Raw genomic sequence first — 22,370 nt, forward strand, 5'->3', positions numbered from 1 at the left:
CGCCCGGCACCCGCGGGCCGCGAGGGACGCGCGGGACGCCTGATGCGGTTCCGGCGGCGCCCCCGGCCCGCCGAATACGGCCTAAGGACCCCCCGGCCTGCTGTGATGCGTCCCATAGGGGCATCATCGGTCGCCATGGCATTTCTCGGGTACGCCGCGTCAAGGGGACCCATGATGGAGACAGCCAAGCGCACGGCAGGGGCCCGCCGCCCCTGGGCCGCTCCGGGCGGGCACGGGCGCGCCGCCGCCGACCGGTACGGCGACCGGCGCCTCTCGCTCGCGGGTCTGCTGCGCGCGGTCGCCGCGGCCGTTCCGGAGCGCACCGCCCTCGTCGGCGGCGGGCTGCGCCGCACCTATGCCGACCTCGACGCCCGCGCCGACCGCCTGGGCTCGCACCTGGCCGCCTCGGGGACGGCGCCGGGCGCGCACGTGGCCGTCCTCAGCCGCAACCGGGTCGAGTGGCTGGAGGCGTTCTTCGGCGTGCTGCGCGCCGGCGCGGTCCCGGTCAACCTCAACCAGCGCTACATCCGGGCGGAGCTCGAGCAGGTGCTCGCCGACTCCGGGGCCTCGGCCCTGATCGCCGAACGGGCGCACGCCGCCCGGCTGCTGGAGGACGGGCCGCGCCTGCCGGGCCTGCGCCACGTAGTCCTGCTCGACGACGGCACCGCCCCCGCCGCCTGGGAGGCCGATTCCCGCGCGCCCGGCGCCGCCGACTACACCGGGGCGCTCGCCGCGGCCGCATCCGCTCCAGCGGGGGCGGCCGACTCCGACGCCGCGGGCGACGCCCGCTACCTGCTCTACACCGGCGGCACCACCGGGCTGCCCAAGGGCGTGGTCTGGCGCCAGGCCGATCTGTTCCGCGCCGCCCTGGAGCGGCGCGGGCGGGGCCGGGCGCGCGCCCGGAGCCCCGAGGAGGTCGCCCGGCGGGCGCGGGACCGCTCCCCGCGGCGGCTGCTGGTCCTGGGGCCGCTGATGCACGCCGCCGGCCAGTGGAACGCGCTTGCGGCGCTGTTCGCGGGCGGCACCGTGGTGCTCTACACCGAGCGCGCCTTCGACGCCGAGCGCGTCCTGGAGGTGGCCGAGGCCGAGCGGGTGCACGCCGTCCAGGTCGTCGGCGACGCGATGGCCCGCCCGCTGGCCGGCCGCCTCGCCCAGACCCCCGACCGCTGCCCCGACCTCGCCGCCCTCACCTCCGGCGGCACCCCGCTGACACCGGCGGTGCGGCGGATGTGGCGGACGTGGCGGCCGGGGATCGCGATCAACGACAGCTACGGCGGTTCGGAGACGGGGGTGTGCGGGGCGGCGCCCGGCCCGGGCGCGGACGCGGGCCGCTTCGCGATGGGCCAGAGCGTGGCGGTGCTCGACGAGAACCTGCGGCCGCTGCCGCCGGGTTCGGACCGCATCGGGCGCATCGCCCGGACCGGCCGCATCCCGCTGGGCTACTACAACGACCCCGAGGCGACGGCGCGGACCTTCCCCGTCGACTCCGACGGCCGCCGCTGGGTGCTGTCGGGCGACTACGGCACGATCGCCGCGGACGGCACCGTCACCCTGCTGGGCCGCGGCTCGGCCGTCATCAACACCGGCGGCGAGAAGGTTTTCGCCGAGGAGGTGGAGGCGGTGGTCAAGGCCCACCCCGGCGTGGCCGACGCCATCGTGGTGGGTGCGCCCGACGAGGTCCTGGGCCGGCGCGTGGCCGCGATCGTGGCCCCCGCCGAGGAGGGCGCCCCCGACGCCGAGGAACTGCGGCGGCACTGCCGGCGCCACCTGGCGGGGTTCAAGGTGCCGCGCAGCGTCCACGTCGTCGAGCGGGTGCACCGCACGGCCGTCGGCAAGCAGGACTACCGCTGGGCCGCCGGGCTGGTCAGCACCGGTCGCGCCGGGCCCGCGGCCGGACCCGGCCGGACGGAGGTGCCGCCGGCGCAGGAGGGCTGAGCCGCACCGGTGCCCCGCCGTGACCGGTTCGGGGCCGTTTCGCCGCATAGACGGCATGTGGGGGGCCGCGCGGGCGGGTACGACTGCATACAGGGGCGCGGCCCGCCGGCGGCGTCCCCGGCCGGCGCCCACCGGCTCCCGCGCTGCGCGCGGACCGGCGGCCAGCGGCGGCCCGCCACCCCGACCGGCCCCGGACCAGCGAAGGAACGCACGTGAGGACCTGCAACATCCTGTCGATCGCCGGCAGCGACCCCAGCGGCGGCGCCGGCGTACAGGCGGATCTGAAGACCTTCTCGGCCCTCGGGGGCTACGGCATGGCCGTCGTCACCGCGCTCACCGCCCAGTCGACGGTGGGGGTGACCGGGGTGCACGAGGTCCCGCCGGAGTTCGTCGGGCACCAGCTCGACACGCTGCTGACCGATGCCCGCGTCGACGCCGTCAAGATCGGCATGCTGGCCAACACCGGGGTGATCCGGGCGGTGGTCAAGGCGCTGGACGCCTATGAGCCCCCGCATGTGGTGCTGGACCCGGTGATGGTGGCCAAGAGCGGCGACCGGCTGCTGTCGGCCGACGCGATCGAGGCCGTGCGCACCGAACTGGTGCCCCGCGCCGACCTGGTCACCCCCAATCTGCCCGAGGCCGCGGAGCTGCTGGGCGAGAACGAGCGCCGGGACCTGTCCTCCATGCGCGAGCAGGCCGAGCGGCTGCTGGACCTGGGCGCCAAGCGGGTGCTGCTCAAGGGCGGCCACCTCAGCGGGCAGAGCAGCACCGACCTGTTGGTGGCACCCGACGGCATCACCGAGACGTTCTCGGCCGAGCGCATCGCCACCCGCAACACCCACGGCACCGGCTGCACCCTGTCCTCGGCGATCGCGGCGCTGCGCCCGCAGCGGCGCAGCTTCTCCGAGGCGGTGCGCGACGCCAAGGACTACCTCACCGAGGCGCTGCGCCGCGCCGACGAGCTCGACGCGGGCCGCGGCAAGGGCCCGGTGCACCACTTCCACCGCTGGTGGGGCGAGGGCACCGGCGCCTGACCCCGGCGGCGGGCGGCACCCCTCCGCCGCCCGCGGACGGAAAGAAGGAGGGGCGCCCCGCCGCGGCGGGGCGCCCCTCTCGTATCACCGGGTGCGGGGCCGCGCGGCCCCGCACCGGTGTTGTCAGTCGTAGACCTTGGGCATCGGCGCCTCGGGGTCCTTCCAGTTCGGGTTCTCGAAGTACCGCTTGGTCTCGGCGGCCACCACGCCCGACAGCAGCAGCAGCCCGACGAGGTTGGGCAGCGCCATGAGGCCGTTGGCGATGCCGCTGAAGCTCCAGACGATGTCCAGCGGCACCGTCGCGCCCACGAAGATGACCGCGACGAAGACGATCCGGAACGGCAGCACGCCCTTGCGCCCGACCAGGAAGTCCATGCAGCGCTCGCCGTAGTAGGACCAGCCCACCAGCGTGGTGAACGCGAAGACGGCCACGGCGAGGGCGACGCTGTAGGTGCCCAGGGGCGCGAGCGCCGGGGACAGCGTCGACAGGCCGTCCGCCATGGCCTGGGAGGTCAGCAGCGAGCCGTCCTCGGCGCCCTCGGCCCTCCAGGCCCCCGTGACGATGATGACCATGCAGGTCATGGTGACCACGATGATCGTGTCGATGAAGGTCTGGGTCATCGAGACCATGGCCTGGCGCACGGGCTGGTCGGTCTTGGCCGAGGCGGCGGCGATACCGCCGGTGCCCAGGCCGGACTCGTTGGAGAAGATGCCGCGCTCCACGCCCTGCTGGATGGCCAGCAGGAGCGCCGAGCCCAGCAGGCCCCCGGCCGCCGACTCGCCGGTGAAGGCCTCGGTGAAGACGAGGGCGAGGGCTCCGGGCAGCGCGCCGACGTTGACGATGAGCACCAGCAGGGACAGGGCCACGTAGAGCACGATCATGATCGGCACCACCGCCGCGGCGAAGCGGCCGATGCTCTTGATGCCGCCGATGATGACGGCGCCGGCGAGGACGACCAGCACCAGGCCGGTGACCCAGTCGGGCACGTCCCACACCGAGCCGAGCTGCTGGGCGACGGTGTTGGCCTGGGTGCCGTTGCCGATGCCGAAGGAGGCGATGGCGCCGAAGACGGCAAACGCGCCGCCCAGCACGAGGCCGAACCCGCCGGGCAGGCCGCGGCGCAGGTAGAACATCGGGCCGCCGCTCTGCTCACCGTGAGCGTCGGTGCGGCGGTACTTCACGCCCAGCAGGGCCTCGCTGTACTTGGTGGCCATGCCGACGAGGCCGACGATCCACATCCAGAACAGCGCGCCCGGCCCGCCTACCCCGATCGCCAGGGCGGCACCGGCGATGTTGCCCACACCCACGGTCGCGGCCAGCGCCGTGCTGAGTGCCTGGTAGTGGGAGATGTCGCCCTCGACCGAGTGGTGCTCCTTGCGGCGGCCGAACGCCAGCCACAGCGCGTGGAACAGCACCCGGAACTGCAGCAGCCGCAGCCGGACGGTCAGGAACACTCCGGTCAGCAGCAGGAGCGGGATGAGGGTGAACGGCCCCCATACCACTGAGGAGATTTGATCCAGGATGTCCTGGAAGGTGGACATGGACGACTCCCTATCGATCGGATCCGGGGGCGCTGCCCACCGGGACGTACCTGCATCGTGTGCGGCGCGGGCGATCGGCAGCGCGTGCGCGGCGGGTGGTGCGAGCGTGCGCCTGCGCAAGGACAGGGTCACACCGTCTCGTCACGTGCGAATCACGGTTTATCCACACAGTGATTGCGCCTCATTCGCGTTAAAACGGTGTGACCTGCGGATTTCAGGTGTTTTCCGCGGATCCGGCGGCCTGCTCGCGGGCGAGCGACGCGACCGCCGCGGCCGCCTGGGCGGGGTCGGCGCCGCGGCCCACGGCGATACCGAGCAGGTAGGTGGTCAGCGGCGCCGCGGGGCGGGCCACCGAGTGCGCCGCGTCCTTGGCGAGGTCGAGGATGCGGTCGACGTCGGACTTGCCGATCTCGTCGGAGAGCTCCAGTTCGGCGCAGACCCGCTGCGCCCATTCGACCAGGGTCATCGCGGCTCCTCTTCCTGCGGGGATTGGGGCGACAGTCGCCGATCATACGGCTGCGGGCGGCTGCGCGCAGGAGGCGTGCGGGCCGCGGGCCCGCGCGCCCGTCCGATGTCGCATTCCCGGCGGCGGGGCGTCGACGGAGTGTTCGCCTGCGGTCCGCACGGGTTCACGCGGCGTGTCTAGCGTGTCGCACAGGAGCAGGCCCGACAACCGGGAGAGCCTCATGCGTCCGCCGTATCCGCCCCCCGATCCCCCTCCGGCGCGATCGCTGCGGGTGGCGATCGTGACCGAGTCGTTCCTTCCGCAGGTCAACGGTGTCACCAACTCGGTGTGCCGCGTGGCGGAGCACCTGCGCGCACGCGGCCACCAGGCCCTCATCATCGCACCGGGAGCCGGCCCCGCGTCCTACGCGGGCTTTCCGGTCGTGCGCGTGCCCAGCGTGCCGCTGCCCGGCTACCGCACGTTCGCGCTCGGGCTGCCGGCGCGCCGGCTGGTGGCGGCCGCGCTGCGCGCGTTCGCACCCGACGTCGTGCACCTGGCCTCTCCGGTACTGCTGGGCGGCGCGGCCGTGGACGCGGCCCGCCCGCTGGCGCTGCCCACGGTGGCGGTCTACCAGACCGACCTGGCGGGGTTCGCCGCCCGGCACGGCGTATGGGGGGCGGATGCCTTCTGGCCGCTCCTGCGCCGCATCCACGCGGCCGTCGACCGCACGCTGGTGCCCTCCTCGGCGACGCAGCAGGCCCTGGCCGAGCGCGGCTTCCCCCGGCTCAGCCTGTGGCGGCGCGGGGTGGACACCGAGCGCTTCCATCCCCGGCACCGCGACGAAGGGCTGCGCCGGCGGCTGGCCCCCGGCGGCGAGGTCCTCGTCGGCTACGTCGGCCGGCTGTCCAAGGACAAGCGGGTGGACCTGCTCGCCCAGGTTGCGCGGCTGCGGGGCGCCCGCCTGGTGGTCGTCGGCGACGGCCCCGACAGGGCGCGGCTGCGGCGCCGGATCCCCTCGGCGGTGTTCACCGGCGAGCGCACCGGCGCGGACCTGTCGCGCCTGTACGCGGCGCTGGACGTGTTTGTGCACACCGGCGCCGACGAGACCTTCTGCCAGGCGGTGCAGGAGGCGCTGGCCTCGGGGGTGCCGGTGGTCGCCCCCGCCGCGGGGGGTCCGCTCGACCTCGTCGAGCCGGAGGCCAACGGGTTGCTCTACGACCCGGCGTCGGTGCGCGAGCTGCGGGTGGCGGTGGGGCGGCTGATCCACAACGGCGCCTTGCGCCGGCGGACGGCCGCCGCCGCGCGCCCGTCGGTGGAGTCGCGGACCTGGGAGGTCGTCGGCGACCAGCTGCTGGACCACTACCGCGCTGTGATCGCCCCCGGTGCCGCGGCGCCGCCCCGCATTGCGCTGCACACCTGAGGCGGCGCTACGCTGTCCCGCGGCGGGGAGCGGTTCCGGCCCTTCCGCAACGACCGGGTTCCTGCTCCCCGCCGACCTCGCCGACCGCGCCACGCGGCGGCTCCGGGCGCGTCCGCGGCGCGGGGAGCCGCCGGTCAGTCGCGCGCTCGGGCGGCCGGCTCACCGGGGCCGTCGAGCGCTTGTGCCGGGCCCACGCGATCCAGGACCTCGCTGAGCCGGTCCAGGTGCTCGGCGATCCAGGGCAGGGCGAGGGGGTCGTCGGCCGCCAGCGCGGCCCGGCGCTGCTCGTCGGTGTCGCCGTAGAGGAGGCTGGTGGCCACCCGCATCCGCAGCGCCGCGGTGCTGTCGCCGAACTCCGAGCCCGGCAGCACGCCCATCCCGTACTCCTCCAGCAGCAGCGCGGTGAGCCCGGCGCCGGTGGTGATGCCGTGCTCGCGGGCCAGGTGGCCGCGCCAGGCCTCCAGGTCGGGGTAGGAGTAGAACGCCGCCTGCGGCGCGGCGACCATGGCTCCGGCCGCGGCGAAGCGGTCGGCGGCGGCCCGCGCGACGATTCCGTGCAGCCGCGCGCTGCCGCGGACCCGCTCGGTGAGCTCGGCGGGTTCGGTGAAGGCGTAGGCGGCGGCCTGCTGGATGGGCCCGGCCGGGCTGGACCAGATCTCGCTGGCGACCCCGAGCAGGGCGGCCCGCAGGGAGCGCCCCAGTGCGCTGTCGGGCAGCCGGGTGACTCCCAGCCGCCAGCCGCCCAGCGCCAGGTTCTTGCTCAGGCCGGTGGAGACCACGGTGCGCTCGGGCGCATACTCGGCGGGGCTGTGCACCTCGGCGCCCTGCTCGTGGACCAGGTCGCGGTAGATCTCATCGGAGATGACGACCAGGTCCAGGTCGCGGGCCGTCTCGGCGAGGCGGCGCACCGTCGCGGCGGAGGCCAGGGTGCCGGTGGGGTTGTCGGGAGCGGTCACGATGACCGACCGGACGTCGCGGCCCTGTGCGCGGGCCTGGCCCACCGCCGCGGCCAGCAGGTCGGGCTGGGGCACGCCGCCCTGGGCGGGCGCGGTGGGGATCTGCATGCAGCGGTATCCGGCCAGCTGGGCCTGCGCGGCGTAGCTGACCCAGCTGGGCGCGGCGGCTGCGGTGTCGCCGCCGATGGCCAGCAGCAAGCTGTAGAGCAGCGGCTTGCTGCCGGGACCGGCGACCACCAGGTCGGGGTCGGTCGGCAGACCGCGGCGCTGCCAGTACCCGGCCGCGGCATCGCGCAGTTCGGCGGCGCCGGCCACCGGCCCGTAGGCGTTCCTGTCACCTCCCGAAACCAGGGCCTCGCGCATGGCGGGGTGGACGGGCAGGCCCGCTTCGCCGAATCCCAGCGGCAGGACGGGCAGTCCCCGGCGCCGCTTCTCGGCGAGTGCCTCGTTCACGGCGAGGGTCGCGGACACGGTGACAGACATGGACAGATCAACTCCGAAGAGGTCCGGTTGGCGGATGTTCCGGCCCGGGCGTGCACCCCGGGTCCCTACGATCACACTGCCCACGTCCCGCCATCAGTACAAGCGACTCTTTGCGATGCAGAGAGTAAGTTGTTCTTATGCTTGATTTGTGGCGACTGCAGGTCCTCAAGGAGTTCGCGCAGCGCGGGACCATCGCGGGCACGGCCAAGGCGCTGGGATACACCCCCTCCGCGGTCTCCCAGCAGCTGTCGGCGCTGGAGCGCGAGGCGGGCACCCAACTGCTGGACCGCACCGCGCGCAGCGCCGAGCTGACCGACAGCGGCCGGTTGCTGGCCGTGCACGCCGAGCAGATCCTGGCCATGGTGGAGGCCGCCGAGTCGGTCTTGGCGGCGCAGTCCGGTGTGGCACAGGGCCTGGTCACCGTCACCGCCTTCCCCACCGCCGCGCTCGCCCTGGCACCGCTGCTGGCCCAGAGCCTGCGCCGCCACGAGGGCCTGCAACTGGTGCTGCGGCAGAGCATCGGCGCGGCCAGCGTCCGAGAGGTCGCGTCGGCCGAGGTGGACATCGCGGTGATCGACGACTGGTCGGGGCGGCGGCCCGACAGCAGGGCGGGCAAGCTGCGGCACGTGCACCTGCTGCGCGATCCCCTGGTGCTGGCGCTTCCGTCCGGGCATCCACTGGCCGAGCCCGGGCAGCCCGTCGAGCTGCCCCGGCTGCTGGAGGAACCCTGGATCGCCGCACCGCGCGGCGAGCCCTCGCGCGCGGGCACCGACCGCCTCTTCGCCGCCGTGGGCGGCCCGCCCGCCACCGCCTGGGAGTTCCAGGGCCAGGGGACGATTCTGAACCTGGTGGCGCGGGGGATCGGCATCGCCGCGGTCCCCGCGCTGGCGCTGGCGGCCGACACGACCTCCGACCTCACCTTCCGGCTGCTGCCGCAGGCGCCGACCCGCGACGCCTATGCGGTCGTGCGCGCCACGAGCCTGCGCCGCCCGGCGATCGAGGCGACGCTGCGGGCCCTGCGCGAGGCGGCCGCGGAGGTGCAGCAGACCTTGGACGAGTCCCTGACCGGCGCCGAATCGAAGTGAGGCGGCCGCGCGGACACCCGGTCAGTCGCCGACGCAGCCCTCGAACGGCCGCAGCCGGCGGTGCATGCGCTCCAGCCGCCTGCGCAGCCGCCGAGAGACGTGGCGGGCGCGGTCGCGCTGCTCGCGAACGACCCAGAAGCGCTCGTAGGCCTCGATCCGCTGCCGCCGCAGCGCCTCCACTTCGGCTTCGGCGGCCTCGACCTTGCGCTGGATCTCGGCGTGGGCGCGCTCCAGGCCGACGAGTGCCGCGTCGCACTCGTCCGCCTCACGCTGGACCTGCCGCAACCGGACGGCCACACCGTGGATATGCGCCGCCGCCCCGTTGAGGCGGCCCGCCCCAACGAACCACACACCTGAGATCTATCCGGCGCCCGATCAGCTATCACCGGTATGTGACGCAAAGAATGCGGAAAGTCACCGACAGCGCCAAACCGGACGAGAGGTGCGCATCGCTACGAACTCCCCCATAAGCGACGGGGCACAGCGGCCGGGGAGCAGGCCCGCGCGGTCGGGGACGCGCCGGGTGCACCGGGCGCGACGGCGGGCGCCGCCTCCTCGCGGACGGCCGGCGCGCGGGCGGGATCAGGCGGCGATCACCGGGCGGCGGCGCGGCCGGGAGCCGGCGCCGCTCAGCGGCATACGGGACCGGCGCAGCCCGGCCGAGCGCCGCGGGCGGACCTCGCCGTAGATCTCCACGAACCGGTCCAGGGAGCGCCGGTGGTCGTGCTTGCGAGCCATCTCGCGGCTGGCGGCGCCCATCTCGGCGCGCGCCCGCTCGGGCTCCAGCACCGCCAGCATGTGCTCGGCCAGCGCCCCGGCGTCGCCGGGCGTGTAGAGGTAGCCGTTGCGCCCGGGCGAGACCAGGTGCGGCAGCGCCAGCGCGTCGGCGGCCACGACGGGCAGGCCGGTGGACATGGCCTCCAACGTGGCGATGCTCTGCAGCTCGGCGACGCTGCCGATGGCGAACAGGTCGGCGGCGACGTAGACCTGCGGCAGGTCGGCGTCGGGCACGAAGCCCAGGAAGTGCACCCTCTCGGCAACCCCCAGTTCGGCGGCCAGCCGCCGCAGCTCCTGCTCGCGCTGCCCCACGCCGGCCAGCGCCAGCTGCGCGTCGCGGCGCTCCGCCACCAGCGCCAGCGCCCGGATGAGGTCGTCGATGCGCTTCTCCTCGTCGAGCCGGCCGACGAAGGCGAGGGTGTCGCGGTCGGGCAGTCCGAACCGCTCGCGCGCGGCACCGCGCTCGGCCGGGCGCGGGTGGAAGCGCTCCAGATCGATACCGCAGGAGACGGCCTCCACCGGGCGGTCGAACCCCTTCTCGGTGAGCAGGGCGGCCGCGCGTTCGGTGGGTGTGGTGACGTGGTCGGCCGCGTGGGCCACCCGCACCATGTCGCGCCAGGCCAGCGTTCCCACCATGCTGTGCAGCCGCTCGGGGATGTGGGCGTGGGCGAACAGGTTGTCGGGCATGAAGTGGTTGGTCAGCACGACCGGCACACCCGCCAGGCGGGCGCGGGCGATCGCCGTGCGGCTGGCGGTGAAGTGGCTCTGGGCGTGCACGACGTGGGGGCGCAGCCGCTCGATCAGCCGGCTCAGGTGGCCGTTGATCCCCGCCGGCAGCGTGGTGCGCATCGTCTCGTGCACCAGCACCGACACCGACCGCAGGTAGTGCATGGTCACTCCGGAGCGGACCCGGACGCCGGGCTCGCCGGTGGGCGACGCGCAGACGACGTGCACGTCGTGGCCGCGGGCGGCCAGACCGGTGGCGAGGCGGTAGGTGAAGTAGGCCGCGCCGTTGACGTCGGGCGGGTAGGTGTCGGCCGCGATGAGGATGCGGAGCCGGTCGTGCCCGCCGGCGTCCTCCCGGGGGCCGGGGCGGAGCGGTACTCGCTGGCTCAAGGGGGTCATCGGGACTCTCCTGAAGTCGTGGTGGTGGATCGGGAGCCCGCCGAAGCGGGATCGGGCTTGGTCGCGGGCGGCTCGGGGCCGGCCGGAGCCGGCCGCGCCGCCTCGGGATTGCGGTTGCGCGCCAGGGCCAGCGCGACGGTGCCGCCGATGGCCAGCAGCGCCGCCGCCGTGGCCAGCGCCTGGCTGGCGGGGGTGGCCGGCAGGCCCTCGCCCAGCAGCAGCGCGCCGATACCCGCCCCCGTGATGGGATCGACGACCAGCAGCGTCGCGTAAGCGGCGGCGAAGTGCCCGGTGCGGTAGGCGTTCTGCTGGAACAGCCCGCCGAAGACGGCCGCCCCCAGGCACAGGGGCGTCAGCCAGGTGAATACCGCGCTCGCGTCGGTCGCCGCGTTGGCGGCCACCACGCGGGCCAGGGCCGATGTGGTGCCCAGGGCCGCGCCCCCCACCGCCGCGAGCAGCAGGACCCGGGGGGCGGGCCGCACCCAGTGGGCCGCCACGTAGACGGCCAGGCCAAGTCCCACGACGGATCCGGTCAGCGCCAGCCCGACGCCCGCCGACATCTGCGGGGTCCGGGCCGTGTGCGGGAACAGCAACAGGAGTCCGGCCAGGCCGATCATCACGGCCGCACCGGCGACGATCTGGCCGGCTCGCACCCGGCGGCGGTTGAACAGCGCCGAGAGGATGATCGCGAACAGCAGCCCGGTGACGCCGATGGGCTGGATGATGGTCAAGGGAGCGCCGCTGAGCGCGACCAGGTGCAGCGCGACGCCGGCACCCGCGCCAACGGTTCCCAGCACCCAGCGCGGACGCCGCGCCAGGTGCACCAGGAAACCCACGGGCGCCACGCTGCGGCCCGGGGCCCGCACCGCGTCGCGCTCCTGCAGCGCCGAGCCCAGAGCCATGCAGAACGCGCCTGCCAGGGCGATGAGTACGGACCAGACGATCACGCTCGGTGCGCCTCCCCCCGTGGTCGGCGGTCGTCGCGGCGCCGCTCGGGCGCCCCTCCTGCCTGGCAACCAGCCAAGTACAACGCCTGCGGCGAAGCGAGGAAGTCACCACCCCGATCCGGGTAGTGCCACCCCTACTGCCCCGCCCGGGTGCGCGGTCCCCGCGCCGGCTCACCGCCGCCGGCCGACTGTTCTCCCTGCATATCGCATCGAGCTGTCCTGGCTCCCGCCTGCCGGGGAATCAGGGGAAACATCCGGTCAAGAGTCGGTGACCTCCGCCGGGGCCGCCGTGTGGCCCCCTACCCGCACCGACCGCGGCCAAGTCCTCCGCCGTGCGCCGGCGGGACACGCTCTTCGTGCCGGTGGCCACAGTCGGCCGCGCCGACCCTCCGTGTTTTCCGGCCGCGGGTGTTCACCGCTTATCCGGTTTACCGCTCTCCGCGGCGGCGGCCGAGCACGGCTTGCGCCGCCGTGAAGTCCGGAAGCGGCTCGTCGAGGCCGCGGAAATCCGGTACCACGCACGATCACCGCCTATCCCAGAAACATCCCAGGAATGCCCTGTTCCGGGGATCGCCCAGGTCAGCAGTGGTTCGTCCGGGGCGCGGGCGGCCGTTTCCACCCCTCGGCATGTCATTGCGCGGATATCGGTGAACGCCGGCGGACAATTCGCTTAACGGCCGCGCGCGCGTGCACTTCCGGGGAAGGTACCGCGTCCACTGAGGAGACGGGCCCGATCCGCCGCCGAGGATCCCGCCGCCCGCCCCGCCGACACCCCGCCCAACGATCTCGAAGGAGATCCGCATGCGTTTCTACCTGGCGCTCAACTCCGCCGCGCCCGACGGCGCGGCCCCCATCCCCGAATTCGTCGTCGCCGCGGCGCGCACCCTGGCCGACCGGGTGCTCCCGGTACCCGCCGAGACGCTGCGGCACTCCTCCTGGATGTCGCCGCGGCACGACGTCGCGCTGCTGGCCTGGACCAACGAGCCCGAGCACGAATGGCTCCCCGAACCGCTCCTGGCCTACGGCGACAGCGGCGAGGGCGTACTGGGCTACAGCGGCTACCTGGCCGACCCCGCCGACCGCAAGCGGCTGCTCGCACTCGGCCCGGACCGGGATCCCGGCCCCCTCGTCGACGCGACGGGCGGGGCCTTCGGCGTCTTCCGCGCCACACCCGCCGGCGTGGACGCCGTCACGACCATCACCCGCAACGACCCGGTCTACTTCACCGAGCGGGCGCGGCTGCACGTCGCCGGCAACCGCGCGGCGCTGGTGCACCTGGTCGCCCGCGCCGCCGAGGAGGGCCCCGGCGCGCCGCTGCCGCCGTCCCCGGAGTACGACGTCCCCCCGATGCAGGCGCTGGTGCGCCACGGCTTCTACCTGACCGACCACACGCCCTTCCGCGGCACCACCACGCTGACCGAGTGCAGCACGCTGCGCATCCGCGACGGGGTCGCGCGCACCCTCGAGCGCGGCCTGCCCGAGCCCGAGCCCGCCCCCGGAGGCAGACGGGCGCGGCGCGCGCGGGTTCGGGCGCTGGCCGATGCGCTGGCGGCCTCGGTCGAGCCGGTGCGCAAGCACCAGGAGGCCGTCTCCCTCTCGCTCACCGGCGGCCGCGACAGCCGCCTGGTCGCCGCCGCGCTGCACGCCGCGGGCATCCCGTTCCGAGCGACCACCCGCGGCTTCGAGGACCATCCCGACGTCGTCCTGGCCCGCCGGATCTGCGAGCGGCTGGGCGTGGCCGACCACCGGGTGACCGAGCCCGAGCGCGACGGCGACGACGCCGTGCTCGTCGAGCACCCGCTGCCGCGCACCCTGCGGCTGGTGCGCATGACCGAGGGGATGAACTCGGCGTTCGAGAACGTCATCGCGCCCAAGGAGTTCCTGCTGGAGGCGCGCCTGTCCGGGTCGGGGGGCGAGGCGCTGCGCGGCGGCTGGCTCAACGACCAGAAGAGCCTGGAGCGCGAGGGACTGCTCAAGAAGTTCCACACGATCACGCGCGCCCAGACCGCGCTGATGACCCCGCAGGCCAACGCCGAGGCCCAGCGCCTCTACACGGCCTACACCGAGGAGTTCCCCGACCTGACCGTGGGCCTGGACCGGATGTTCCTGCGTTTCCGCAGCGGACGGTGGCTGCCCGGCTCGCGCACGGCCACACTCATCGGGTACTGCATGTATCACCCCTTCCTGGACCACCGGGTGCGCCGGGAGGCCATGCGCCTGTCCCCGAGCTGGCGCTGGTCGGAGGAGGTCGTGTTCCGGCTGCTGGAGCACCTGGCGCCGGACCTGGCCCGGCTGCCGGTGGCCGACCGCCCCTGGCGCTTCGACCAGCGGCGCATCCTCCACCCGCTGCGGCGCAGGGCGCGCCGCCGCCGCCACGCGCTCAAGGCCCGCACGACCGTGGGCGGGTTCGACTGGCGGCGCAAGCTCGGGCCCGAGTACATCGCGCCGATGCGGGAGCGGATCCTGGACACCCCCGAGCTGTTCGACCTGGTCGACAAGGACCGGATCGAGGCGGTCATGCGCGAGGACCCGGTCCCGCGGCCGCAGCAGGTCTGGCACCTGTACTCGATGGCCGTCCTGCTCTCCGACGAGTGGCTCTCCGGAGACGCGCCCGCGGACCAGTCGGCGGAGCGCATCCGCATCCCCATCCGCTGACGGATCGGCGCGCGGCGGCGGTCGCCTCACGCAGGCTCCACGGCCGGCCGGCGCCGGAGGGCCGGACCGGGCGTGGCCGCGCCCTTCGGGGCATGGCACCATGGTGCGAAACTGGTCTAGACCGGATGGGAGCCCTTCCGTGCCCGCTGACTCGCTGGTGCCGCGCCCCGCCGAACTGTCGACGGGCGCCTATGACGGCCTCGCCCTCACCCCCTCGACGAGGATCGACGCCGACTCCGCCGCCCGCGGCGCCGAGGTGTGGCTGCGTGCCGAACTGGGAGCGGCCACCGGCCTGCCGCTGCCCCGCGGCGACGGCCAGAGCGCGCAGCTCAGGCTGAGCGTGGACCCGGCTGCGGGCCTGGGCGCCGAGGGCTACCGGCTCATCGTCGACGCCGAGGGCGCGCTGATCGTCGGCCACGACCCGGCAGGGGTCTTCTACGGCGCCCAGACCCTGCGCCAGCTGCTGCCGCCGACCGCCTACCGCCGCGCGCCGGCGGCCGGCCCCGGGCAGTGGAGGCTGCCCAGCGTGCGCATCACCGACCGGCCGCGCTTCGGCTGGCGCGGATGCATGCTCGACGTGGCACGGCACTTCATGCCCAAGCACGACGTGCTGCGCTTCATCGACCTGCTGGCGCTGCACAAGCTCAACGTGCTGCACCTGCATCTGAGTGATGACCAGGGCTGGCGGGTGGAGATCGAGCGCTACCCGCGCCTGACCGAGGTCGGCGCCTGGCGCGAGGAGAGCCAGGTCGGCGCCGGCCTGCCTCCGGCCTTCGACGGGCGCCCCCACGGCGGCTACTACACCCGCGACGACATCCGCGAGATCGTCGCCTACGCCGCGCAGCGGCACATCACCGTGGTGCCCGAGATCGACATCCCCGGACACTCGCAGGCCGCCATCGCCGCCTACCCCGAACTCGGCGAGGGCGAGCCGGTGGGCGTGGGCAGGCAATGGGGGATCATCGACAACGTCCTCAACGTCACCGACGCCACGCTGGAGTTCTACCGCAACGTCTTCGACGAGATCCTGGAGCTGTTCCCCAGCCGCTATGTGTGCGTGGGCGGCGACGAGTGCCCTAAGAAGCAGTGGCGCGTCAGCGACACCGCCCAGCGGCGCATCCGCGAGGAGGGCCTGGCCGACGAGGACGAGCTGCAGAGCTGGTTCGTCCGGCACTTCGACGCCTACCTCACCGAGCGCGGGCGGCGGCTGCTGGGCTGGGACGAGATCCTCGAAGGCGGCCTGGCGCCCGGCGCCACCGTGATGTCCTGGCGCGGCACCGAAGGCGGCGTCGCCGCCGCCCGCGCGGGCCACGACGTGGTGATGTGCCCGACCGACACCTCCTACCTGGACTACCGCCAGTCCGACGGTGCCGACGAGCCGATCCCCGTCGGAACGGTGCTGACGACGGCCGACGTCTACGCCGCCGAGCCGGTGCCGGCGGAACTGTCGGAGCAGGAGGCGCGGCACGTGCTGGGCGCGCAGGTCAACGTCTGGACCGAGCACATGGACAGCCCCCGCGCCGTCGACTACATGGTCTTCCCCCGGCTGTCGGCCTTCGCCGAGGCGGTGTGGTCGGCGGGCCCGCGGGACTACGCGGAGTTCCTGCCCCGGCTCGAAGGCCACCTGCTGCGGCTGGAGGCGCTGGGCGTGGAGTACCGCCCGCTGTCGGGGCCCCGGCCCTGGCAGCGGCGCCCGGGCGTGGCCGGGCGTCCGCGGTCCTGACTCGCGCCGGCGGTGCGCGGTTGTGCCCGCCCGGCAGGCCGGGCGGGCACAACCGCGGAAGGTCGCCGCCGGTCAGGCGGCGGGAGCCGCGCCGGCCGTCTCCTCGGCGATGACCTGCCGGGCGACGTCGGGGCGGTCGGAGATGAGCCCGTCGACGCCCTTGGCGATGGCCGCGCGCATGTCGCCGGGCTCGTTGACGGTGTAGGTGTGCACCTCCATGCCGGCGCCGTGCACGCGCTCGACGTAGTCGGCGTCGATCGCGGTGTGGTTGGGGTTGATCTGGTCGGCCCAGGCCGCGTAGTCGCCGATCTCGGCGGCGGGGACCTTGCCCAGGAGTCCGTGCGGCACCCGCGGCAGCAGGTCGTGGGAGCGCCGCATCGACTCCCAGTCGAAGCTCTGGATCACCAGCCGCGGCCAGCGCCACGAGGGCCGCGGTGCCAGCCAGGACGGGTTGGCGCGCAGGGCCGCGGCGATGTCGTCCTCGATCCCGGGGTACAGCTCCGGCGACTTGACCTCCAGCAGGAAGTTCAACCGGTGGCGGCGCATCCGGTCCAGCGCCTCGTCCAGTGTCGGCACGGGCTCGCCCGCGAACTCGGGGCCGAACCAGGATCCGGCGTCGAGGCGGCGCAGCTGGGCGAGCGTGAAGTCGGCGACCGCGTAGGAGTCGCGGCCGGGGAAGACCTCTTCGGCGTCGGTGGTGCGCTCCAGGGTGGTGTCGTGCATGAGGACGAGTTCGCCGTCGGCGGTGCGCTGGACGTCCAGCTCCACCGTGGTGGCGTCGAGCCGGTGCGCGGCGTCGACGGCCGCCAGCGTGTTCTCCGGCGCATACGCCGAGGCGCCGCGGTGGGCGATGTCGAGGACGGCCGGAACCCGCTGCTTGGGGAGGCCGGCGGCGCCCGCCTGGGGCGTCGCCGGCGGGGCGGCGGATGCGGGGGAAGCGGGCGCCGCGGCTGCGACGCCGCCGCCCGCCAGGGCCAATGCCAGGGCCGCGACCGCGAACCCGGACAGTCGGAACATGTCACTCCCTCGCTTCGGTGCATCACTGACCGTCCAAGACTGACCCCGAACGGTTGCGCCCGGGTTGCGCCGAGGAGAGCCCGCCGTGCCGCGTCCGCGAACTCCGCCGCGCAGGCGATCGCCGGCGCGGCACCGCCGAAACCTTCGGTGACAGGCCGGTTGCGCAGTGTGCGCATCCTAGTGAGGGGCGACCCGCGGGGCCAGCACCCGCCGGACACGGGAGCGCCGCCGGGGAGGACCTCGGGTTCGGCCGCGGCACAGGCTCCCCGGCGCCTGCTGCGTGCGGGCGGCTGCGCGGCGCCGGGGAGGGACGGGCGGAGGGGTGAGTGAACCGGCCGCCGCCCGGAGCCGCTAGGCGCCGGCGGGGTTGACGGGCATCGGGTAGGCCATCCGGATGCCGGCCTCGTCGAAGTGGCGCTTGAGGTGGCCCCGCAGGTCGCGGCCCAGTGCCCACTGCTCGCCGGGCTTGGTCTTGGCGGTGACGCGGAAGGTCACGGCGCCGTTTGCGATCCCGACCACGCCGTTGGCGGTGGGACGCTCCAGCAACTTGCCGGCCTGCTCGGGGTCCTCGGCGAACGCGTCGAGGCTGCGCTCGACGACCTCGCGCACGTGCCCGACGTCGGCGGAGGCGTCCAGCGGCATCTCGACGACCGCGTTCGCCCAGTCCTGGTTCATGTTGCACACGCGCATGATCTGGCCGTTGCGCACATACCACAGGCCGCCGTTGAGGTCGCGGACCTTGGTCACGCGCAGGCTGACGCCCTCGACGGTGCCCACGGCGTCGCCGACGTCCACGGTGTCACCGACCCCGTACTGGTCCTCGATCAGCATGAAGATGCCGGACATGAAGTCCTGCACCAGGCTCTGGGCGCCGAAGCCGATGGCCAGGCCGAGCACCCCGGCGCTCATCAGGATGGGCCCGAGGTTGATCCCCAGCTCGCCCAGCACCATCACGATCGCGACACCGAGGATGACGAACGAGGCGACGCTGCGCAGCACCGAGCTGATCGTCTCGGCCCGCTGCTCCTGGCGCTCGTTCCTGGTCCCGTTGCCCTTCGCGAGCACCCGGGTGCCCAGCTTCCCGTTGCCGATGCGCCGGTGCGAGGCGGCCATGCGCTTGATGGAGTGGTCGATGAGGCGCCCGGCGACAGCGCGCAGGATCACGGCGATGAGCAGAATGAGCACGATCTGCAGGCCGCCGGAGATGAAGACCCCCGAGTTCTCCGAGAGCCAGTCGACGAGGGGGCCGCCCTGGGCCACCAGCGCCGCGTGCCCGCCACCGCCGACCAGCGACGGTGCGGCCGCGTCCAGCGTGTGCTCCCCTGCCATGTGCTCTCCTTCGAATGCGCGGTTCCGCGCCCGCCGGACCGCTGCCGGCTGGGCGGGGGATCGGGGGACAGGTCACCGGCCATCGTGCCATAAGCCCATCTACCAGCCAAAATATTGCCATGATCGAGCAAGCCGGAGCACGCCGCGAAGCTGACCGGCACCGCGGTCGGCCGGCGGGCGCCGAGCGGCCGGGACCCTGTCCCTGCCCGGTCACCGACCGCAGCGCCCACTCCCCTCCCAAGGCCCGCGCGCGGAATCGGCACACGACACGCGTACCGCTTCTTGTGAGCGAATGATTACTCTCCGTGCGATTTTATTGAGTGGTGGCATGCGGGGCGCTGACGCCCCGGCCGGCCACCGACATGCGCTTGGCAAACCGATGGAGAGGTCCGAGCATGCGCAATCACCGGAAGCGATGGATCGCGCTGGCAGGTGCCGCCACGCTGTCCGCGGCGGGCCTGTTAGGGGCCGCCGGGCCCGCGGCGGCGGGCGGACCCGGCGAGCGGCCGGCGGCCCAGCAGCAGGGCTCCACGTACACCATCGACGGGTTCGAGGTGCGGTACCTGCCGCCGGGACTCCAACGGCTGGGAATCCACGCCGTCTCCGCGGCGGACGCCGACGGGCGCTCCTCGGCGATCTCCTGGGTGGCCTCCGACCGGGTCCACGGCCGGGTCACCGTGGTCCGCTCGGCGCGGATCGGCGACGTGGAGGACCTGCGCGCGGCCCGCTACGGCCACCTTGAGGACGCGTCGCTGAAGCGGACGCGGACCAACGGGGCCGCCGCCTACCTGTCGGAGCGGACCGGCGAGATGTTCTGGGTCCCCGAACGCGGCGTGGGCGTGGGGACCTACCTGCGGCCCGCCCGCTGGGACTCCGGGGAGCTGGCCTCCTTCTCCGCGGGGGTGCGGCAGCGCACCGAGCCGGGGGATCCCGGCCAGGACGCCCAGCCCGGCGGGCAGGAGGGCGCAGCGGACGACGGGGCGCCCTCGGGCCCGGTCGGCGGCGCGCAGGGCGGCGACACCGCCGCGGGCACCGAGCAGGGAGGCGCCGCCGGATCGGCTGAGGAGCCTGCCGGTGCAGCGGGGACGCAGGCTCCGCCGGAGGAGAGCGTGCCGATCCGGCGGATCGCGCCGCAGCGGGCCGCGGATCCCTCGCCCGGCGCCGCGGTGGCGGCGCCCGAAGAGCCTCCCCAGACTGGCGCGCAGCCGCCCGCTGCGGCCTCCGGCGATTCGGGCGGGGCGCCGCCCGGTACCGGGGCCGGCGGGAGCGGATCCGCCGGCGCGGAGCCTGCCGGGACCGGCCCGGACGGGCCCGCCTCCGGCATGTCGCCGATGGCCGTGCGCACCTGCCTGGCCGAGGAGCTGCTGCTGAAGGAGTCCGATGCGCGGCCGGCCGAGGTCGCCGCGGACAGCGGCGAACTGCTGAAGCTGTGGCGCTCGGTGGGCTCCGACACCCAGCACGAGGCGGCACGGGTCTGCGCCGCGCGCTTGGGAGCCGAGACGCGCCAGGTGCAGCAGGTCGTCTCCGCCCTGGACACCCGGCTGGACGAGGCGGTCGGCCCGCGGCAGGGCGCCCGGCAGTCCGAGCACGCACGTTAGCGAGCCGCCTTTGCGGCGCCTGGCAGGCGCGGGACCCTGCGCAGGTCGGCTGGTGCGGCGCGAGGCCGCCGGTGCGGGCGCGATCCGCGCCGTTCTCCTGCGCCGACCCGCGCCCTCGGGCCGGGCTGCGGCAGCGGGGCGCTCGGAGACCGGACCCGGGGCTTCGGCCGGCCGCCGGTGCGGCGGCGACCGGCGGGACGGGGCCGCCCCCTGCCGGCACCGGTCGCCCGCGGCGTCGGGCGCCGCCTCGCGCGTCAGCCGTCCGCAGGCTGCAGCGTCGCGCTGACCTCGCCGAGCCGGATGCGCCCGCCGCTCATCCCCTGCGCCCAGGCGCCGATCCGCACGACGAAGTCGGCCACGTCGAAAGGGCGCAGCAGTTCGGCCTCCGACAGCGGAACCAGGTGGGGTTCGGCGGCCGGGCGGCCCTTCTCGTCGGCGAGCATCCCGCTCACCTTGGCCCGGGTGGCGCGCCAGGCGGTCGATCCCCGCGCCATGAACGGGTTGAGAGAGGGCGCCGCGAACTCCGGATCACCCAGCGCGCCGGCCAGGTCGAGCACCCACTCCCCCACGCGCACTCCGACGCGCGGCGGGGCGTCGCCGCGCACGAAGACGCCGTAGGGGAGGTTGTCCGCGCCGTATCCGGCCCCATCGGCTCCGGGCACCCACGTGGTCCGCACGGTCCTCCTCACCCCTCGCCCCCGAGCACCCCGGCCCCGCAGGCCTGCGCACCGGCCCGGGCCGGCTCACACCTCCCAGGCCCCCAACAGCCCCAGCGCGGCGGCCTCGCGTACCGGATCGCCCGTACTGCGCGCGCCGTAGCCCACGAGCAGCTCCCGGGTGCGCAGGGCGGTCACCGGTTGCAGTCCGGCGGCCAGGCGGGCCAGCCAGGCGGCGTCGGTGCCCGCCAGCAGGTCGGGAACGCTCTCGTAGTCGCCTTCCACGACGGCGGCGGTGGCCAGCAGCAGGTTCAGGTAGCCGTAGCGCACCGCTCCGGTGGCGGGGTCGGCGCTGCCCACCGCCTGGGGCAGGCCGCCGCTCGCCACGAAGGGGACGTCGCGCTCCACGCAGGCGGTGACGAAGGCGCCGAGTTCGCGGACGCCGGGCACGAGCTCGGGCCGGGGGCCGCCGCAGCGGATCTTGGCGCCCAGGGGCCGCGCGCCGCTGAGGACGTCGACGGCGTCGAGCCAGCCGGGTTCGCGGACCGGCTCGAAATAGACGATGCGGCCCGCGGCGCCGATGTCGCCGTTGCGGAACAGGGCGGCCACCAGGCGCAGGTCGTCGGCGCGGGCGCGGATCTCGTAGTGGGACACCCGCACCCGCGAGTCGCGCTGGGGCACCTCGCCGGCCATCCCCTCGTCGGTGTCGATGACCAGTGCCGCGTCGATCGGGTCGCTGCCGTCCAGCCGCTTGAGCAGGTCGCCCCACCGGCTCGCCGGGCACAGCAGGCGGTGGGAGAGCATGGGGTGGCCGACGATCCGGTCCGAGCGGTGCCGCTCCACCGCCTGGACCATGGGAAGCGGTCCCGCCGCGGGGCCGGGCGCCCAGGCTCCGCCCGCGGACCGAGCGGGGGGCGGCAGGAGCCCGGCGTCGTCGATGAGCCCGCGCAGCAGGATCTGCGCCGCCGTCTGCTCCTCGGCCAGGGCCAGCGCCCCGTACCCGCCGTCGGCCGCGTCGTAGGCGCGGTAGCCCGCGAAGTCCCCGGCCGGATCCGGCGGGCGGGCGGGCGGTTCGGCGGCGGGCGCCCCGCCGCGGAGCCGCACCGCCGTGTCCTCGGGCCTTCCGATGTATCCCTCCATGGCCCTCCTCCCCTGCTGTGCGGCCCGCAGGCCCCATTCGGCACCGTCCGGGCGCCCGTGTCGGATATGGGCGTCGGTCATGCCTGTATGGCTACTTCTACCCAGCTTTGCCAGCTGAGCGCCCATGGAGAGGAGTAAGAGTGGAATAACCGAGAAATGCGGCTTCTGCCCTGTTTAGCGGCTTGGCCGGGGTGAACTCCGCCCTTGCCAAAACGGCCGGGCACTGCTTACCTTGATCCAGAAGTCGATGGGCCGCTTCCATTCGGGCGCCATCGCCAATGGACCACATGCAGGGCTGGTTTCGCTGGCTCCCCCTCCCTCAGTGACTTGCCCTGCGCCCTCTCCTGTGGAGTCCAGCCACCCCCTCCCGGCTGGGCTCATACGACAGGAGCGAAGGGGCGGTGCCGGCGCGGCGCCGCCCCTTCATCGTCCTCACTCCCGCCGGACCGGCGCACGGCGCAGGCGGCGTACCGCACCGAGGGGCGGGTGCGAAGGCGGCGCGG

At 74.6% G+C, this 22,370-nt stretch carries 17 protein-coding genes; 7 read left to right on the forward strand and 10 right to left on the reverse strand.

The features are described 5' to 3' along the window. The first annotated feature begins 171 nt into the window (after positions 1–171). Together FZ103_RS15185 and thiD are read left to right on the forward strand one after the other, a co-directional pair. Positions 172–1,935 carry an AMP-binding protein gene (locus FZ103_RS15185; protein ID WP_255430034.1) on the forward strand — a complete coding sequence of 588 codons (1,764 nt, stop codon included), beginning with the start codon at positions 172–174 and terminating at the stop codon, positions 1,933–1,935. 212 nt (positions 1,936–2,147) lie between these two features. Beyond that, positions 2,148–2,969 carry a bifunctional hydroxymethylpyrimidine kinase/phosphomethylpyrimidine kinase gene (gene thiD / locus FZ103_RS15190; RefSeq protein ID WP_186356351.1) on the forward strand — a complete coding sequence of 274 codons (822 nt, stop codon included), beginning with the start codon at positions 2,148–2,150 and terminating at the stop codon, positions 2,967–2,969. Positions 2,970–3,092: 123 nt separating this feature from the next. Here thiD and FZ103_RS15195 read toward each other — a convergent pair whose 3' ends face one another. Both FZ103_RS15195 and FZ103_RS15200 read right to left on the reverse strand, forming a co-directional pair. Continuing rightward, positions 3,093–4,511 (reverse strand): sodium:alanine symporter family protein, encoded by a 1,419-nt coding sequence (locus FZ103_RS15195; protein WP_156001965.1) that lies wholly within the window; start codon positions 4,509–4,511, stop codon positions 3,093–3,095. A gap of 214 nt (positions 4,512–4,725) precedes the next feature. After that, a complete protein-coding gene (locus tag FZ103_RS15200) occupies positions 4,726–4,977 on the reverse strand; it encodes a DUF6457 domain-containing protein (protein WP_156001968.1) in 252 nt (83 codons plus the stop codon). A 280-nt stretch (positions 4,978–5,257) separates the two neighbouring features. On the opposite strand from FZ103_RS15200, the gene FZ103_RS15205 reads away from it, so the two are divergent. Beyond that, on the forward strand, positions 5,258–6,376 hold the full coding sequence (locus FZ103_RS15205) for a glycosyltransferase family 1 protein (RefSeq protein ID WP_343233547.1): 1,119 nt from the start codon (positions 5,258–5,260) through the stop codon (positions 6,374–6,376). Positions 6,377–6,510: 134 nt separating this feature from the next. Here FZ103_RS15205 and FZ103_RS15210 read toward each other — a convergent pair whose 3' ends face one another. Continuing rightward, positions 6,511–7,815, reverse strand: coding sequence for a pyridoxal phosphate-dependent aminotransferase (locus tag FZ103_RS15210; RefSeq protein WP_156001974.1), 1,305 nt, complete (start codon positions 7,813–7,815; stop codon positions 6,511–6,513). A gap of 137 nt (positions 7,816–7,952) precedes the next feature. Between FZ103_RS15210 and FZ103_RS15215 the strand changes: the two genes are divergently transcribed. Continuing rightward, complete coding sequence (locus tag FZ103_RS15215; RefSeq protein WP_156001977.1) at positions 7,953–8,900, forward strand: LysR family transcriptional regulator; 948 nt, start codon at positions 7,953–7,955, stop codon at positions 8,898–8,900. A gap of 21 nt (positions 8,901–8,921) precedes the next feature. On the opposite strand, the gene FZ103_RS15220 is transcribed toward FZ103_RS15215, so the two are convergent. The 3 genes from FZ103_RS15220 to FZ103_RS15230 all read right to left on the reverse strand — a co-directional run bounded on the left by FZ103_RS15220 (position 8,922) and on the right by FZ103_RS15230 (position 11,746). Then, on the reverse strand, positions 8,922–9,197 hold the full coding sequence (locus FZ103_RS15220; RefSeq protein ID WP_222936767.1) for a hypothetical protein: 276 nt from the start codon (positions 9,195–9,197) through the stop codon (positions 8,922–8,924). Positions 9,198–9,482: 285 nt separating this feature from the next. Next, positions 9,483–10,802 carry a glycosyltransferase gene (locus tag FZ103_RS15225; RefSeq protein ID WP_156001980.1) on the reverse strand — a complete coding sequence of 440 codons (1,320 nt, stop codon included), beginning with the start codon at positions 10,800–10,802 and terminating at the stop codon, positions 9,483–9,485. Beyond that, complete coding sequence (locus FZ103_RS15230) at positions 10,799–11,746, reverse strand: DMT family transporter (RefSeq protein WP_394350112.1); 948 nt, start codon at positions 11,744–11,746, stop codon at positions 10,799–10,801. Before FZ103_RS15230 ends, FZ103_RS15225 begins: the two co-directional genes overlap by 4 nt. A gap of 804 nt (positions 11,747–12,550) precedes the next feature. Between FZ103_RS15230 and FZ103_RS15235 the strand changes: the two genes are divergently transcribed. Together FZ103_RS15235 and FZ103_RS15240 are read left to right on the forward strand one after the other, a co-directional pair. Next, complete coding sequence (locus FZ103_RS15235) at positions 12,551–14,404, forward strand: asparagine synthase-related protein (protein WP_156001983.1); 1,854 nt, start codon at positions 12,551–12,553, stop codon at positions 14,402–14,404. A 100-nt stretch (positions 14,405–14,504) separates the two neighbouring features. After that, positions 14,505–16,127: a beta-N-acetylhexosaminidase gene (locus FZ103_RS15240; protein ID WP_156001986.1), complete on the forward strand. Its 1,623-nt coding sequence runs from the start codon at positions 14,505–14,507 to the stop codon at positions 16,125–16,127. Positions 16,128–16,199: 72 nt separating this feature from the next. On the opposite strand, the gene FZ103_RS15245 is transcribed toward FZ103_RS15240, so the two are convergent. Both FZ103_RS15245 and FZ103_RS15250 read right to left on the reverse strand, forming a co-directional pair. Further along, a complete protein-coding gene (locus tag FZ103_RS15245; RefSeq protein WP_156001989.1) occupies positions 16,200–17,144 on the reverse strand; it encodes a glycerophosphodiester phosphodiesterase family protein in 945 nt (314 codons plus the stop codon). A gap of 351 nt (positions 17,145–17,495) precedes the next feature. Further along, positions 17,496–18,473, reverse strand: a complete 978-nt coding sequence (locus FZ103_RS15250; RefSeq protein WP_156001992.1) for a mechanosensitive ion channel family protein — start codon at positions 18,471–18,473, stop codon at positions 17,496–17,498. 395 nt (positions 18,474–18,868) lie between these two features. Between FZ103_RS15250 and FZ103_RS15255 the strand changes: the two genes are divergently transcribed. Further along, positions 18,869–20,071, forward strand: a complete 1,203-nt coding sequence (locus FZ103_RS15255) for a hypothetical protein (RefSeq protein WP_156001995.1) — start codon at positions 18,869–18,871, stop codon at positions 20,069–20,071. Between the two features lie 254 nt (positions 20,072–20,325). Here FZ103_RS15255 and FZ103_RS15260 read toward each other — a convergent pair whose 3' ends face one another. Together FZ103_RS15260 and FZ103_RS15265 are read right to left on the reverse strand one after the other, a co-directional pair. Then, positions 20,326–20,748 carry a hypothetical protein gene (locus FZ103_RS15260; RefSeq protein ID WP_186356354.1) on the reverse strand — a complete coding sequence of 141 codons (423 nt, stop codon included), beginning with the start codon at positions 20,746–20,748 and terminating at the stop codon, positions 20,326–20,328. Positions 20,749–20,814: 66 nt separating this feature from the next. Continuing rightward, entirely contained in the window at positions 20,815–21,867 is a 1,053-nt protein-coding gene (locus FZ103_RS15265; RefSeq protein ID WP_156002001.1) for a hypothetical protein, read from the reverse strand. Positions 21,868–22,370 lie beyond the last annotated feature (503 nt).

The organism is Streptomonospora sp. PA3 (genome assembly GCF_009728995.1).
GTDB lineage: Bacteria > Actinomycetota > Actinomycetes > Streptosporangiales > Streptosporangiaceae > Streptomonospora.

Bases quoted from the DNA above. Each gene is read 5' to 3' on its own strand.
- FZ103_RS15210 (WP_156001974.1), bottom strand. From the start codon at position 7,815: ATGTCTGTCACCGTGTCCGCGACCCTCGCCGTGAACGAGGCACTCGCC.
- FZ103_RS15235 (WP_156001983.1), top strand. From the start codon at position 12,551: ATGCGTTTCTACCTGGCGCTCAACTCCGCCGCGCCCGACGGCGCGGCC.
- FZ103_RS15240 (WP_156001986.1), top strand. From the start codon at position 14,505: ATGGTGCGAAACTGGTCTAGACCGGATGGGAGCCCTTCCGTGCCCGCT.
- FZ103_RS15215 (WP_156001977.1), top strand. From the start codon at position 7,953: ATGCTTGATTTGTGGCGACTGCAGGTCCTCAAGGAGTTCGCGCAGCGC.
- FZ103_RS15255 (WP_156001995.1), top strand. From the start codon at position 18,869: ATGCGCAATCACCGGAAGCGATGGATCGCGCTGGCAGGTGCCGCCACG.
- FZ103_RS15250 (WP_156001992.1), bottom strand. From the start codon at position 18,473: ATGGCAGGGGAGCACACGCTGGACGCGGCCGCACCGTCGCTGGTCGGC.
- FZ103_RS15200 (WP_156001968.1), bottom strand. From the start codon at position 4,977: ATGACCCTGGTCGAATGGGCGCAGCGGGTCTGCGCCGAACTGGAGCTC.
- FZ103_RS15245 (WP_156001989.1), bottom strand. From the start codon at position 17,144: ATGTTCCGACTGTCCGGGTTCGCGGTCGCGGCCCTGGCATTGGCCCTG.
- FZ103_RS15185 (WP_255430034.1), top strand. From the start codon at position 172: ATGATGGAGACAGCCAAGCGCACGGCAGGGGCCCGCCGCCCCTGGGCC.
- FZ103_RS15265 (WP_156002001.1), bottom strand. From the start codon at position 21,867: ATGGAGGGATACATCGGAAGGCCCGAGGACACGGCGGTGCGGCTCCGC.
- FZ103_RS15195 (WP_156001965.1), bottom strand. From the start codon at position 4,511: ATGTCCACCTTCCAGGACATCCTGGATCAAATCTCCTCAGTGGTATGG.
- FZ103_RS15225 (WP_156001980.1), bottom strand. From the start codon at position 10,802: ATGACCCCCTTGAGCCAGCGAGTACCGCTCCGCCCCGGCCCCCGGGAG.